The 17,211-nt window shown below is 37.5% G+C and carries 4 protein-coding genes; all 4 read left to right on the forward strand.

Annotation, left to right across the window (positions count from 1 at the left end; translation table 11 throughout):
* The coding region (locus tag AAFN87_RS11805) for a hypothetical protein (protein ID WP_347791265.1) at window positions 1–1,002 on the forward strand (1,002 nt) is incomplete at its 5' end.
* Window positions 1,003–1,711: 709 nt separating this feature from the next.
* Window positions 1,712–6,064, forward strand: coding sequence for an S-layer homology domain-containing protein (locus AAFN87_RS11810; protein WP_347791266.1), 4,353 nt, complete (start codon window positions 1,712–1,714; stop codon window positions 6,062–6,064).
* Between the two features lie 451 nt (window positions 6,065–6,515).
* A complete protein-coding gene (locus AAFN87_RS11815) occupies window positions 6,516–11,042 on the forward strand; it encodes an endonuclease (protein ID WP_347791267.1) in 4,527 nt (1,508 codons plus the stop codon).
* Window positions 11,043–11,249: 207 nt separating this feature from the next.
* The gene (locus tag AAFN87_RS11820) at window positions 11,250–16,688 is read left to right on the forward strand and encodes a S8 family serine peptidase (RefSeq protein WP_347791268.1); all 5,439 of its coding nucleotides are present in this window, start codon (window positions 11,250–11,252) and stop codon (window positions 16,686–16,688) included.
* Window positions 16,689–17,211: the final 523 nt, after the last annotated feature.

Below are 17,211 nucleotides of genomic sequence, written 5' to 3' on the forward strand. Positions count from 1 at the left end.
GAAGCAGCAGTAGATGGTACTGAAACTACTCCAGCGGGTACAAAGGGATCATTTAAAGTAACGATTACTTTAGATGACAATACGACAACAGTAGTAGTAACAGGATCAATCGCGGCGAAAGCATACGAAGCACAAGTGCCAGTCACTTACAGTGTGGCCACGGGAGATTCTGCAAATATTGTCATCTTCACATTCTCTGAGTCCATTGGTGAAAATGGGACTATTGATTTTATTAATACCGACGGAGTAACAGCTTCAATTTCAGAAGATGGAATTAAATTGACTATTTCCTTTGCTCCAGGAGCAGAAACAGTCCAAACTGTAAAAATCCCACTATCAATTGCTGGTGAAGTAGTTCAGGTCACGTTTACTTTAGATAACGATGCTTGGATTATTACTGATCCGGCAAATAGATTTAAAGAGGTTAACAACTTATTATCCCATCTGCAAAAAGGTGAGGAGTTGGTAGAGAATGACGGAGTATTTTCTACTTCTTTTAATTGGGGTTCCAGTTTAGGAATCGGTAATGAAGGAGTTGAAATATCTGGTTCGCCAGGTGGTTATAATTATTATACTGATGGAGTTTACTTACGATTCCAAGTTAAGCAAGGAGACGCTATCAAAAAGTTTGCAGAAGTATTTAAAACTATATCTGACGGAAACAACAAAATTGGTGGTATGACATTGAAAACTAATTCCGGTGATGTAAATGATATGGATGGTTCGTTAAGAGAACTTGCTGACTGGAATGGAGATGGTGGGGGTAAAGTAACAAATTTGCCTAATCCTGGTGGTAGTAACTATGTATTTTACGGTTTAATTCAGAATAATACTGTTGGAACTAAAACAGTTGGTTTTAATGCTAATGATCTTAGAACAATTGAGATGACTTTACAACCGTTAGATGAGCTAATGGTAGGAACATATACAATTACGGTTCAAGTATTGCAGCAAGGTAAAGAGGAAGTTCTAGATACAATTACTTATACTTTTACAAAATAAAGATAAGGAAACGTTTTCTGTTACTCCAGGCTTTATATTAAGATTTGCTATTGATTAGGTACGGCACTGTGGGTAGTAACATTTCTGCAGAGCTTTATCTTTAAATACCGTATCAACCAATAATTCTACCTTATCTTATTCCGAATAAAGTGATTCTAACTTATCCAGCTCTAATTCCTTTCGGGGGATTAGGGCTATTTTTAATTTAGAAGGAATGTGATATGAGAAATTATGATTACTCCGAGCGGTTACAGTGGTATAGGTTTGTAATCATTCAGAAATGAACTTAACCCCGAATAGTGGACACTTGAAGAAAGTGGACTTGTTCGGGGTTTTTCTAATTCTACGGTTTTTATATTTGTGTATGACATAAAAAATTATATAGATTTTAGTACCCTATAATAGAGACTATTTTAAAAGTGAATGCTTTCAGTTGTGAAGCAAAGCATTATTTAAACAAATTCAAATATTTAGAGCATCTGCTAAATCACTCGGGTAGGTGTTTTTTTTACTAGGAAATTTATCTCGAAATTTAGTGATTTTTTTTGTTTTATGACAACACAGCGTTAAAATTTTCCTATATATATAAATATTATAGTTATATAGTATAATGTCTAATCGTGAATATGAATCAAAAAATTACTAATTTTTATGATAATAGTGAGTAATATAATTTCGTATTCCTGTTTTATTTGAGAGGATGGAAAGAATGAAAAAACAAACATTAGCAGCTTTTACAGCAGCAACAGTGGCAGCATCAGTTGTCGTACCAGTAGCGAGTGCGAATACGTCTTTTACTGATGTATCTCCAAGCAGTTCTCATTACAAAGCGATTCAAAATTTAGTAGAGCGCGGAATTATTAAAGGGTATGAGGACAATACATATCGCCCAAATGCTACGTTAACACGTGGACAGGCAGCGAAAATATTAGCTAACGCATTACAATTAGATACATCTTCAAAAGAACAAAAGTTCACAGATGTACCAGTTAGTTTAGAGTATATTGGCGCAATCAATGCATTAGCTAATAAAGGCATTATTAACGGTTATGAAGATGGTACTTTTAAACCAGGTGCACCTTTAACACGCGGACAAATGTCGAAAATTATCGTCAATGCGTTTGGCTTAGAGGAAGCTAGTGAAGTAAAATTGCCATTTACCGATGTGTCAGCACAAAATGGTTATAAAACATTTATCCAAACATTGTTAAACTATAAAATTACAGAAGGTACTTCAAGCACAACGTTTTCACCAAGTGCAGCAGTAAAACGTGGACAAATGGCATCGTTTGTAGTGCGTGCAGAAAATGCAAAACAAGCACCGACTGAAGACCCTAATACAATTCAGTCGACAATTGTTGGGGTAGAAGAAGGTAAATTAGTACTTGATAACGGGACATATGAAGTGTCTGAAAGCTTACAGCAAGTGTTTGCTCCATATAATGCAGCAGCATTACAAAAAGCTCAAATTACTGCAACTGTAGAATCGGGCAAAATTGTTGATGTAAAAGCATTAACAATTACTGCACAAGGAACAAAAGAGCAGCCGGTTATTTTAAAAGATAGTGCTTCCGATGCAGCTGCATCAACTAAGTCAATTGCTACTACGTCTTCAAAAGTGAGCTTTGGTGGTGTTGTAACGGTTGCTTCAAACTATGTACAGTTCAAAGGGATTGAGTTTAAAAGCGAAGTAATTTTAACGAGCGCGGTAAAGCAATTCTCCTTCAATGAATCGTTAGAAAAATTAACAATTCAACAAGATGTAGAAGCAACAATAAATGGAACGGGTGACGTGAGCACTGTAGTTGTAGAATCTGAAAAACCGCTACACCTAAATATTGTAGGTACAGTTTCAACATTATCATTTGTAAATGCAAAAGCGGCGGTTCAGTTAGGACTATCAACAAAAGTTAATAATATTATTACGTCAAAAAACGTAGGGATAGAATCATACATCTCGAACTACTCTGCTGTTATCGGTAATATTGAAAAGGTAAATGGCTCAACGCCTACTCCGCCAAGCGTTGAAAAGCCTTCAATTGCTACAGTCACTGGAAAAGTAACAACTACTGATGGTGCAACAGTTATCATAAATGGCGCAAAATATTCTATAGCTAGTAATGTAAAAGCATTTTTCTCTACAAATAGCGAAAGCTTAATTGATGCGGATATTACGGCAACATTAACAAATGGAATTATAACAGCAGTTAATTCACTAGCGTTAAATTCATCTAACCAAGTAGTTGATGGTAAAGGGTTAGCTGTTACAGGTAATCTCGTAGTAAATGGCGATCAACTTGTTATTAAAAACTTAGTTGTTGCAGGGAATGTAACGATTACAAATAACGTTAAAACAAGCATTAATTTTGAAAAAGTAGATGTCAAAGGCAAAGTATTAGCTGAAGAAGAAAAAGCGGTTGCGCGTTACAGTAAAGGTGTGACGGTTCCGTTAGTTGAAAATCCAGTTACACGATTAAAAATCGTCTTTGCAGATTCGACAGTTGCCTATATGGAAATTGCGAAAAAAGACTTAGAATTAGGTATTTATGGACCATCAAAAATTACGACACTTTTAGTTATGGCCAATAGTTCAATTACAACAGACCCAGATGTTGTTTTACCAAAACTAACGATTTCAAAAGGTGTTACGAATATTGAGTTAAATGCCTCGATTGCTTCAGTTGAAATTGAGTCAAATGATGATATTCAAATTAGCGGTAAAGGGAACTTTGATCAAGTAAAAGTTAATACTGATAAAAAAGTTGTTTTAAAAACAACAGGATCAATTAAACAACTAGCTAGTGATTCTGCTAATATAACACTTGGTGACCATGTTAAAGTAGGAAAAACAACTTCGACTAGTGGTGAAGATAAATCTGCTAAAGACATGATCGAGAACTTTGAAGACGTGAAAGACAATGTAAACGTCGATATTGACGATGAGGAACAATACATTACCGCTAAAGTGATTCCTGTGGAAGGCAAATACGGTTATGTTACGCTTTCGGTGTTAAATAGTGAAGGTGCGACGATTAAATATCGCCAAGTTGCACAGGATTGGATGGGCGACAATCAACCTGCGAAAGTTGGTGAAAAAGTACCATCCAATGCCATCAAATACAACAAAGGCGATCAGTTCATTGATTGGAAAAACCATAATATTGAGGTTTATAAAGTTGATGCACAAAATAATGTAATTGATGTTTACGTAATCGATGTATATGAATATAGAGATGTTCCAGCATTTGATATAAAAGTGGATGGGAATATTTTAACGATAGACTCTGTAGCGAAGCCAGTTTACGAGTTTACAACGTATGACTTTGAAAAATTATATATTAGTTTAGGAAGTCAAATATATTCAGTACCTACCTCTGAGTTGCCAAAATGGTCAACAAAGGATGATGGCATTAGAACAGTAAGTGTAACATTACCATCAACATTAACTGTAGATAGTACAGCTTTAAATCGTGTATTCATCGGTTTAAATGGCTATTCACAGGAAGTATGGATAAAACCTTCTAATTATTCTATTGAGGCACGTGATTTGGCTAATATAGCGATTATTAATGATTTGAAAAACAACAGTGATATAGAAGAGTATTATAATAATTTCGTGTTTGACTGGGTGTTAAATGACATCAGTATGTATTACGATCACTCTTTAAATGAGTATATTAGTAAGTATAATACATTATCAATTACTAGAAATGCTTATATTGAACAGTTAAGAGCTAATTCATATACGAATGCTGAAGATATTCGAGCTATGATGGATGATGTAAATAAAAAATATGCTACGGCAGTAGATGCTTTTATTACAGCTGAAAAGGAAGTTAACGGGCTATTTGTAGAAGATTATAATGGTTTTCCTGAAGCAGAGCGTTTAGCGGCAAGCACAACAGCTGAGAAAATTGCAAAGGTAAAAGCAATAGTGAATGAGTTGCCAGGGGAATTGGTAGAGAGAACTCGTTTACTTAATCAAATTGCATACGCAGAACAATTGTTAGAACGGTTTGTGACGAATCCCGTAAATATGGCAGCTCTTGAAGCAGCTATTCAGAGAGCGAATAGTTTAGATGAGAATCAATATACTTCGGTTGTCTGGGATACTTTACAAACAATGTTGGAAACTGCACGAAATCTATTGAATAACGTTTACACATCTCAAAAAGAGGTAGATGCATTTACACAGTCATTAATAGATCAAATTGATAGTATGAAAGCAGCTTCTGATAATGTACAGATTACCAAAGTTACTTTACAGACAACACCAATAGATGCAAGTTTACTACTATATGAACTTCATTATTCTTTAGAAGAACAGCAAGGTAGTATTGTAACGATTGATAAAGTAGAGCATAAGTATGAAGATAGATCATTATTAATTGAAACGATAAAGGCTGCGGGTTATGAAGTGAAAGAAATTCCTCCTGCAGTTGGGGCGTATGTAGAGAAGTATAGCATTTCAAAATCAGATGCAGATGTGACTACTGATAATATATCAACGCTTGCAAAAGGTGCAATTGAATTAGCAACGAATACAACGGAAAATGGATACAAATATATTATTTTGACTGTAGATTTATTAAAACCATTTATCGAGGCTTCTCAAATTCAAATGGGTCAAGAAGAAGCGAGAACTTATGAAAATAAGGAAGAGCTATTCGCGGCATTACGAAATTATTATGGAACAGCATCAATTGAGGAATACAGTAATGGCTTTATTATGAAGGGCGATAAAGTAACAAAAGATAGTATAAAAGTCATTAATAATCCTAACGCTGTTGTGTACGAAGAAGCTAAATTAGAGCATAATATTGTTCTATCATTTTCAGAAAATGTAAAAATGGCAGATTTCCCTACTGTTGATATGAAAGTTGATGGTAAATGGGCTTATAGTTTTTCTGATATTAGTTTAATCGCGGACAATAAAGTGGAAGTTATTGTATATACTGAGAGCGAAGTTTTTGAACAAGCAAAGAGTGTAACAGTCTCTGTTAATGGTATTTTAGATGGCGAGGGTAAGGATGTCAGAGTTGACAATATAGTGTTGAAATAATGTAAAAAGATAGAGAACTAGTAGGACAAGCCAATAAAGGTTTGTCCTACTAGTTTTTCTTTGTATATATCGCTAGAAAGTGTACGCAAGCAGACCGAAATCCCCGTATAACCCCTATCCTAACATTCGATTCATAGATTCAAAGGTACCTTACTTATTCGGCGGAATTTGTCTAAGTTTTGTGAGTGATACTAGCACTGGAAAGTTACTGTCGAAATATATTTTATGGTATCGCCAAAATATCTTAAAAGCTCTCATAAGGTTTCAAAAGGTCTTATGGAGTTCATCTATTGGCGATGCTACCATTAATATAGGCATATGAATTTTTTGTATATTCGATGCCATTAAATAGAAAGGGAGCGCTGGTATATCGTTATGAGGTTGGATTTCCTGTTTTGTACTTGATTAGTAGCTGCTTCATCAAATTAATATTGAAAGGGGGATAGCCTTAATGGGCTGCGGGAAATTGAAAGCGTATATGAGCACTATTTTGTCTATCATTTTAGTTGTGAGTTTAATAGCACCAGCCTTTCCACAAACAGTAACTGCTATGAGTACTTCAAATGCTTCAGATCTATTTATTTCCGAGTATGTGGAGGGGAGCAGTTTCAACAAAGCTCTTGAACTGTATAACGGGACGGGAACGGCTGTTGACTTGGGTGACTATTCGCTGGAATTGTATGCAAATGGTGCGGTGACTGCCACAGCAAAACTAGCTTTGTCGGGAAGTCTAAACAATGGAGAGACATATGTAATCTATCATCGAGATGCAGCCCCTGAATTAAGAAGTAAGGGTAACCTTGATAATGTAAGTGTTATTAACTTTAATGGTGATGATGCCATTGTTTTAAAAAAATCCGGCAACGTAATCGATTCTTTTGGACAAGTAGGAGCAAGAAGTAACTGGGGAACTGATGTAACGTTAGTTCGAAAAGCTACAGTAATAGAAGGCGATCAAATTCCGAATGATGCTTTTAATAGGGATGAAGAGTGGATTGTTTATCCTAAAGATACGTTCGAGTATTTGGGGTTCCATGAAATGGATGGATCTTCACCAGTAGAACCGGAACCAATAGATGTTCTTTCAATTGCTGATGCGCGTGCACTACCTGTTGGTGAAACCGTTGCAATTAAAGGGATTGTCGCTGCCATCTTGAAAAATACAATTTCAGTCCAAGATGAGACAGGTGGTATTGCTGTTAGGCCAACTAGCTTGAATGTGAATATTGGCGATGAGGTCACATTATCTGGTACATTGGCGAATTTCCGCGGATTGCTTCAACTGGATGGGGCGACAATTGTTGACAAGGTCGAAAATATTGGAGCACCCACGCCAAAAGTTATCACAGGTGCAGAAGTATCGGAAGCGAATGAATCGCAGCTTGTAACAGTCCACAATGTCATTCTGTCTGATGTGCAGGCTGGAAGTGGCTGGGCAAATTATGTAGCAACAGATGGGCATGAATTCCTTGTTCGAGACGAAAATGCTTCGTTAGGTTTATCAGTTGGAACGGCGTATGATTCGATCACAGGCATTGTCCAGCAGTTCGATAACGATTATCAAGTAATACCACGATCCATTGCCGATGTTGTCGTGGATAGTACAATTATCCAACCTGCTTTAGCGAATCCGAGCAGTGGGACTTTCATTGGCAAGATAACAATTACATTAACTACTGGAACGATTAATGCACAAATTTTATATACGCTTGATGGAACTGATCCGATTGAAAACGGTGTAGCGTATACAGCTCCAATCGAAATTACAGAAGACACTGTGCTTAAAGCGGTTGTGAAAACTGAGGATCATCGCTTTAGTGAAGTGAGTACGTACACGTATGTGATAGCTGAAAGTCTCCAAATTCATGATATTCAAGGTGCGGGTCATACGTCTCCATTTGACAATCAAGTAGTAGAAGGGATTGAAGGGGTAGTTACGTATTCATTTACATTAAGCGGTTCTACGTACTATCACATTCAAACGCCAGATGAATTAGTCGATAAAGATCCAAATACGTCTGAGGCGATTATTCTTTACAGTGGACGAAATGCTTGGCCAATTCAAGTTGGGGATCTCGTCTCTGTTACAGGAAAAGTAAGTGAATATGCCATTGATGGATACGATGATCGCCAGCAGACAGATATGAAAGTAACGCAAATTAATGTCCGTGATGATCAGGGTGGGAGAGTTACTGTTCTAAAAAGAGGTGTGGCACTACCTAAGCCGATTACTATTGATGAAACTAATTTACCAACAGAGTATATCGATAGTGATTACTTAGCGATTTTCAACCCAGATGTCGATGCAATTGACTTTTGGGAGAGTTTAGAAGGTATGCGTGTACAAGTTGGTAATGTGAAAGCGACTGCACCTCAAGAGCATGGTGATTTAGTTACGGTTCTTGAAAGCGCAGCAACAAACACGCTACATGGCGGTGTTTTGTTAGAACAGAACAACCAAAATGCTAATCGCATTCAGTTCCGTTTAGAGCCGAATGGTCCTGGACGAGATTTCGAAGTGGCAACAGGGGATGCATTTAATGGTCCGATTACCGGAGTGGTCGGTTATTCATTCCAAAACTATAAGATTTACGTATCGTTGGATGAAATGAAAGTAGCGCATAGAAAAGGAAATGCTACGCCAGAGAAAACAACGATTGTCAAAGCGGAGGATAAATTAACAATCGCTTCTTATAACTTGGAGAATTTCTCGAATAACACGAAAACAACAACGGCTGACAAAGCAAGAAAATTGGCACGCGCTTTCGCAATCGATATGCAAAATCCTGATATTATCGGTGTTACGGAAGTTCAGGATAATAACGGACCAGACGCCGGAGATTCAAAGGCAGCTGCAAGTTATGAGCGTTTGATTCAAGCAATCAAAGATGCGGGTGGCGTCCAGTATGAATACGTCAATATCGATCCGGTGAACAACGAAGATGGTGGACAACCGAATGCTAATATTCGTGTAGGTTTCCTTTACAATCCGGCACGTGTGACTTTAACGGAAGGGATTCCTCAAGGGAATGCTACGACCGCGGTAGGTTATGAAAATGGCAAATTGACGCATAATCCAGGTAGAATTGAGCCGAACAATGCAGCGTTTAAGAGTAGTCGTAAACCGTTAGTGGCACAGTTTGAGTTCCAAGGAGAGTCTGTCATTGTCATAGCGAATCATTGGAATTCAAAATCGGGCGATACGCCATTATTTGGATCGACACAACCTCCAATCTATGGTAGTGAAGTGCAACGTAAACAAATTGCGAATATTGTCTATGGATTTATTGCAGATATTAAAGCGGAAAATCCGGAAGCTAATATCGTATCTGTCGGCGACTTCAATGACTTCCAGTTTTCTGATAGCTTAAAAATCCATGAAGGCGATCTAATGACGAATATGATTAATAAAGTAGAGACAGCTGATCGCTACTCGTATGTCTATCAAGGCAATTCACAAGTGTTAGATCATATTTTAGTATCTAATAATTTAGTAGAACAAACTGAAATCGACATATTGCATATTAATGCCGACTTCACGGATATGGCGGGGCGTGCAAGTGACCATGATCCGATATTAGTACAAATCGGATTCAATTCGCCAGTTATTTGGGAGCCGGTGCCAATTGGAAAAGTGTATAACTTGGTAAATGAGAAGAAAAAGCAAGTGGTGATAGCAGAACCAAGTGTCTCGGTGTATATGGATGCATCTACACAGCTGAAGGAAGGCATCTATCTCAAAGGCGATTATGCTGAACTGACTGGTGAAGGTTTCAAAACGAATCGTGTTATTTTGCAACCGAAGAAAAATGGATTAAGAGTCGACATGAAAGGCACAACGATGGGTCTTATCATTGTTGAGGGCCCAAATAAAGTAGAAATTAAGGGTGCTGAAAACATCCTAAAAATCGAGTATGTAGAAGGAGCCAATTCGGAAAATATCGTATTTTATGATTCGAATGGGAAACGAATTTACAATCCAACGAATAATGAAGCACCTATAGTCAAAAAAACAATTGCTAATCAACAAGTGAAAGTAGGTGAGACTCTTTCAATAGTACTCTCCGACCATTTCGCAGATCCAAACGGAGATAAACTGTTATATTCTGCGACGAAAGGGTCTATCAATCTTACAACTGACGTATTAACGCTTAAGCTCGAAAAAGGTAGCCATATCATTGGTGTCACGGCAAGCGATAGAGCGAAGTCAGTCACAATCAATTTCAGCGTAACGGTATCGGATGAGGTGTTACCACCAAACCCAACTGATGACTACTATAAAGATGCGATTGGGAAAGAAGGACAGGCACTTAAAACTTCTCTTCATGACATTATTTCAGGTCACAAGCAGCTCGATTATTCAGAAGTGTGGGTAGCGTTGCGAGAAACAGACGAAGATCCGAATAATGCGAATAACGTAATCTTGTTTTACTCAAATGAGTCGCGCTCAAAAAGTCGGAACGGCGGCAATGTCGGAGATTGGAACCGCGAGCATGTGTGGGCAAAATCCCATGGCAACTTCGGCACAAGTAAAGGACCTGGAACGGATATCCACCATCTACGCCCAACGGATGTTCAGGTGAACAGTGCCAGAGGAAATCTTGATTTTGACAACGGTGGAAGTCCTGTTAAAGGCTGTGATGGTTGCTTTAAAAAATCAAATTCTTGGGAACCACCTGATCGTGTCAAAGGGGACGTAGCAAGAATGCTATTTTACATGGCTACTAGATATGAAGCAGGCGACCGTGTAGATCTTGAATTGAACGATAAGCTTAATAACGGGTCGGCTCCATATCACGGGAAGCTATCAGTTCTATTAGAATGGCATGAACTGGATCCAGTAGACGAGTTTGAGAGAAATCGAAATGAAGTTATCTTCAAGTGGCAAGGCAATCGCAATCCTTTCATAGATCATCCAGAGTGGGTTGAATTAATTTGGGAAATGTCTGATTCGACAGTTTTGCAGATAGCATCTTAAATTGAAAATACGGGTCTGTGAGGACTGCATATTTGAATTGAGTCATAGAAAAGTAGAGTGGGGCATACATTGGCAAAGCACCAATTTACAAGAATAGAAATTCTATATTTAGAAAGGATGCGTTCATTATAGAATACTAGCAGCAAGTAAGGTCGATAAACTAAGAAATTCATGTAGCAAAATAATCTGTCCCTAGGAGGGTATTTAGTGAAGAGGAAACTTATTAATCGATTATTTAGTTCGTTCTTAGTACTAGCTATGGTCTTTTCGTTGTTTAGTCCAATAAATGTTGCATCAGCAAATGAGTTTAAACCATTTAAACCAGCTACACAAAACGAGAGCACCATGCAATTAAAGGCAGCGATTGCCGAACAATTAAATGTGCTTGAAGGCGGACCGAAACTACACCAAGAGTTACAAGGTCTATCTGGCAATCAAGACGTTGCAGTAATTATTCACCTATCTGAGAAACCGGTAGCCCTTGAAAAAGGCATACACAACTTAAGTGGTCAAGCGTTCTCTTCCGCACAGGAAAGTCAAGTGCGAACGAAAGTCCAAGAACAGCAAGCTTTTGTACTAAAAGAGTTAAGTATAAATAATATAAATATTGAAGAAGGATATACATTCGATACCGTATTAAATGGTTTTTCTGCAGTAGTAAAAGCCGACGATCTAGACAAACTCCTAACAATTCAAGGCATTACGCTAGTAGAGCCTGACACAATTGTTTACGCGCAACAACAAAAACAACCACTAAAAACTAAACCAACTACACCTACAACATCTAATCCACTAAAAGAAACACAAGTTAATGCGAATATGAATACAAGTATTTCATTCCTAGGAATTGAAAAGCTTTGGAACGAAGGATTTGAAGGACAAGGCATTAAAGTTGCTGTACTTGATACAGGAATCGATGCAGACCATCCAGAGTTCGCAGGAATTTATAAAGGTGGAAAAAACTTTATTCCAAACTCATCAACTTATACAAAAAACCGCGCGGATGATGATGCTTCAGAAACTTCACCTTTGGAGCGTCCAGCGGGTGTTCCTGAATTTGATAGCAGAGGAAGTGCGTTCTATACGTCACATGGTACGCACGTGGCAGGGACAATCGCTGCAATCGGTGCGAACGAATATGGTATTAAAGGAATTGCACCTAAAGTAGATTTATATGCATACCGTGTGCTAGGTGCATATGGAAGTGGATCTAGTTCTGGTATTGTAAAAGCAATTGATACAGCTGTCATTGAAAAGATGGATATTATTAACCTTTCACTAGGTGGCGGGTCTAACACAGAGACAGATAGTGGATCGTTTGCTATTAATAACGCTATGATGGCCGGCACAATTGCTGTTATCGCAACAGGAAATTCAGGTCCTAATCGTGGCACAATGGGTACGCCATCAACATCTCGTTTAGGAATTGCAGTTGGTAACACAACAAACCCAGAAGTAATGTATAACGGACAAATCAATCTTACAGTTGGAAGTTATAATCTATCGAAACAACTGCAATTGATGGGGACAACTTTTGGGAAGGATTTAGCAACACAACTTCAAGGCCAGTTTGATATTGTTGCTATTCCTGGGAACGGGGAAGCAAAAGATTATACTGGAATCGATGTTAAAGGGAAAGTTGCATTGATTTCTCGAGGAAGTATTGCATTTGTTGATAAAATTGCACATGCAAAAGATAATGGTGCAGTAGCAACAATTATTCATAACTTTGCGGGTGGTACAAATGCTCCAAATGCATCTGGAACATTCCTAGGGGATTCATTTGAATTCTTACCAACGTTTGATATGTCTCAAACAGATGGTGATGCAATTCGCGCAGCATTAAAAGATGGATCGGGAACGGTTACGTTTGGTAACTTTGGCTCTACTAAAACAGCTGGGGACGAAGTAAGCGATTCGAGTTCACGTGGGCCATCTACACCGAACTTTGATATTAAACCTGACGTTACTGCACCTGGTACGAACATTATGTCAACGATTCCGATGTACAAAGCAGATTTCCCTGACGTAAATTACGACGAGGCGTATGACCGTAAATCAGGTACGTCAATGGCTACTCCACATATCGCGGGTATTGCTGCACTTGTAAAACAGGCAAATCCGGATTGGAATGCGTTTGATGTAAAAGTGGCACTTTCGAATACGGCGAAAGTTCTTGATAAATCTAAATATGATGTATTCGCTCAAGGTGCTGGTCGAGTGAACGCTTATGATGCTGCACGACCAAGTATACTTGCCTATGCACTTGATAAAGCGGTGCAAGACGGAAGTGGCTCAATTGTTGATAACTTGAAAGGCACTGTGACATTCGGTCCTCAGCCACTATCAGAAAATAGATCGGTTACGAAACAAATTCTTGTAAAAGATACAAATGGTAGCGGCGGGAATTATAATGTGACGGTTGATGTTACGAAGTCATTTGGGGATGCTACAGTGACTGTTGACAAACCGACATTTACGTTAGCTGGAGAGCAATTGCTAAATGTGACATTAACAGCTTCAAAAGCTACAGCTCCAAAAGGTTCGGAAATTTTAGGATATATCCACATTAACGGTGGAGATTCTGCAATCTCATTGCCATTTGCGGCTGACTTTAGTACCGCAGCACCTACAACAGAAGTTACGAATATGGCTATTACTGAAACAGACCTATCCTTTAATGGGGACGGTGTAAAAGATTCGGCTGTACTTTCATTCACAATAACAGGCAATGTAGCAACTAACTATATTGAGCTTTGGGATATTATGGATCCTGAAGGCGGAGAATACGGAGATGGCTACATTGGGTATTTACATGCGGCTAATTCTCTTGCAAAAGGATCGTATACGCTAAATATTAATGGTCAATATAGACCTTGGGGTGGAACAGGTGTAGCAAAGATTCCAGATGGTCTGTATACAATTGACTTTACAGCACAGGCAGCTACAGGAATCATAGGTGACTATGTGGGGCCTATTTTCGTTAAAACAACAAAACCAGTAATTACAGGTTCGGTTGCTGGAAAAGTCGCAACTGGTAAAGTAGTTGATAAATATCTTGACTATAATGAAGAGTTATATTTTTATGGATTGGATTATGATTTAAATGAAAAGCTACACGCTTCGTATGTTCCAACGATTAACGGAAAAGAAGCAGCAGCTGTTCCATTCAAATTAGCACAAGATGGCACATTCACATTCCCTGTAACAGATGAGATGGAAGCTGTGAAAGTGATCGTGAAAGATGAAGCAGGTAACGTTGGAGAAGCATTGATTTATGAAAAAGAAGAATCTGAAGCAGTCGTAACACTGACAGTTAACCCGACAGAGCTAAAATTAAAGACAGGGGAAAAAGGTCAAGTAACTGTTACTGAAACGACAACTCCGGAAAAAGGAGATCCTACAAACAAAGACGTAACTACTGAAGCAACGTATGTTGTTGCTGACGAAAAGGTTGCAACGGTTGCAAATGGAGAGGTAACTGCAGTAGCTCAAGGTTCTACGACAATTACTATTACTCATGGTGACAATGAAGTAAAAGTAAATGTAACTGTAGAGGATCCTGTAGTTGTTGTACCAGGCGTGACACTGACTGCAAACAAAACTGAATTTGATTTGGTAAAGGGTAAAGAAGCACAATTGGTCATTAAAGAAGTAACAACAGCTGCAGACGGAACAACAAAACAGAAAGACGTAACAAAAGCTGCTAAGTACAAAGTAGCAGATAATAATGTTGCTTCTGTAAAGGATGGTTTAATCAAAGCTAAAAATGCTGGGACTACAACAATTAATATTAAATACGGTAAAAACGAATTGGATGTAAAAGTAACGGTTACAGAATCAGTTGTAACATTGACTTCGAACAAAACAGATATCAATTTGGAGCTTGGAAAAGAAGAAAAATTGGTCATTAAAGAAGTAACAACATTAGCAGATGGTACAACAAAACAGAGAGACGTAACAACAGCAGCTACGTATAAAGTAGCAGATAAAAATGTAGTTTCTGTAAATGATGGTTTAATCGTTTCTAAAAATCCAGGAAGCACAGAGATTACTGTGAAGTATGGTAAAAATGAGTTAACTGTATACGTGACGGTTACTGAACGAGGCGTAACGTTAACGTCAAACAAAACAGATATCACGTTGGAATATGGAAAAGAGTCACAATTAACGATTAAAGAAGTAACAACATTGCCAAATGGAACTACAAAAGAAACAAATGTAACAAAATCTGCAACGTATGAAGTAGCAGATGAGAATGTCGCTTCTGTAAAGGCTGGTTTAGTAACAGCAAAAGAAGCTGGAAGTACAACGATTACTGTGAAGTATGGTAAAAACCAACTAACGGTAAATGTAACGGTTATAAAGCCGGTTGTAACCTTAACGGCAAACAAAACACAAATTGATTTAGAGCCTCAGAAAGAAGATCAATTAACGATTAAAGAAGTCGTAACTGGGGCAGATGGTAAAACAAGAGAAACGAACGTTACAAATTTTGCTACTTATAAAGTGGCAGATAATAAAGTCGCTTCTGTATCAAAAACGGGTCTAGTAAGAGCTAAAAATGAAGGTAATACTACAATTACAGTGAAATATGGTGGAAATGAATTAACTGTAGATGTGAATGTGACAGTACCGGTAGTGACATTAGAAGTAGACAAAACACATGTTGAATTGGTAGCTGGTAAGGAAACGAACCTAAAAGTTAAAGAAATCACAACAACTGCAGATGGAAAAACAACAGAAAAAAATGTCACTCAAAACGCTAAGTATCAAGTAGCAGATAAACAAGTAGCTACTGTAAGCGAGGGATTAATAAGAGCAAAAGCAGCAGGAGAAACAACTATCACAGTTAAGTACGGAAAAAATGAAGTAGTTGTAAATGTAATTGTGAAAGAACCAAAAGTGGAAATTACTTTAGACCAAACACAACTTGAATTGGGAGCTGGACAAGAAGCACAACTAACTGTTAAAGAAGTAACCACTTCAGTTGATGGACAAATAACTGAAAAAGATGTAACAAGTGCTGCAAAGTATAAAATAGCAGATAATAAAGTGGCTACTGTCACGAACGGTTTAGTGAGAGCAAAAGCAGCAGGTAGTACAACAATCACAGTAGTATACAATAAAGTAGAATTCACAGTAGATGTGACTGTGACAGAACCTGAAGTAACACTCCTTGCAAGCAAAGACGAACTTAATCTGAACCTTAATCATGAAGTACAACTAATTATTACAGAAGTAACAACAGCGCCAGATGGGACAGTAACAGAAAAAGATGTAACAATTGCTGCAAAATATAAAGTGGAAGACAACAAAGTGGTTTCTGTTTTGAATGGTTTAGTAAGACCGAAAAAAATTGAAGGTACGACAACAATTACTGTAAAATACGGCAAGAATGAATTAAAAATTAAAGTGACTGTTGGGAACTTTATGACATCTGATGGTACTCTAATGACTAGCGAAAGTCTTCTAATTGATGACATTCTTAAAATTGATGACACACTCATAACGGATGATAATCTAATAACGGATGATAATCTAATAACTGATGATAATCTAATAACTGATGATACTCCTATTACTGAGAACACTCTATTAACTGACGCCACTTTTATAACTGGTTACATTCCATTGGGACTGTAATTTCTATTCGATAGGGTAAGTAGATACGATTCTTCCGTTCATGGAGAAGTACGAAAGATTACAAGTACGAAGTAGCTAGAAATTTAGCTGCTTCGTTTTTTTTGTTTGTTGAGCTTATGGAGTAGGTGAGGTAAATTACTACGCTACAATGTCAGCTATAGCTGCAAGTAAATTACATCGCATTCATGATTGCAAATGGACTCATGCTTTATTTATTTTCAAAAATGCGTATTTTAGCAAAATGGAATGGTTCGAATCGTGTAATGCATTAAGTTTTGGTAGAACGATACAATTATGTAAGTATAGTGGCTATTATAGTCAAAAAAATACTATATTTAAAGAATTTTTAAATATTTCACATGTTGTTATAAATGGAAAAACATTATATTTAAATAGTAAATATTACAATGACAAATACTATTTACCAATAATATTTATGAAAGAACATGATAAAAGTGGTTATATGTACAATGTTTTTAAACTATTGGTGTTAATTGTGAAAAACACATTGACATTAAAATAC

The organism is Solibacillus sp. CAU 1738 (assembly GCF_039888725.1).
Taxonomy (GTDB): domain Bacteria; phylum Bacillota; class Bacilli; order Bacillales_A; family Planococcaceae; genus Metasolibacillus.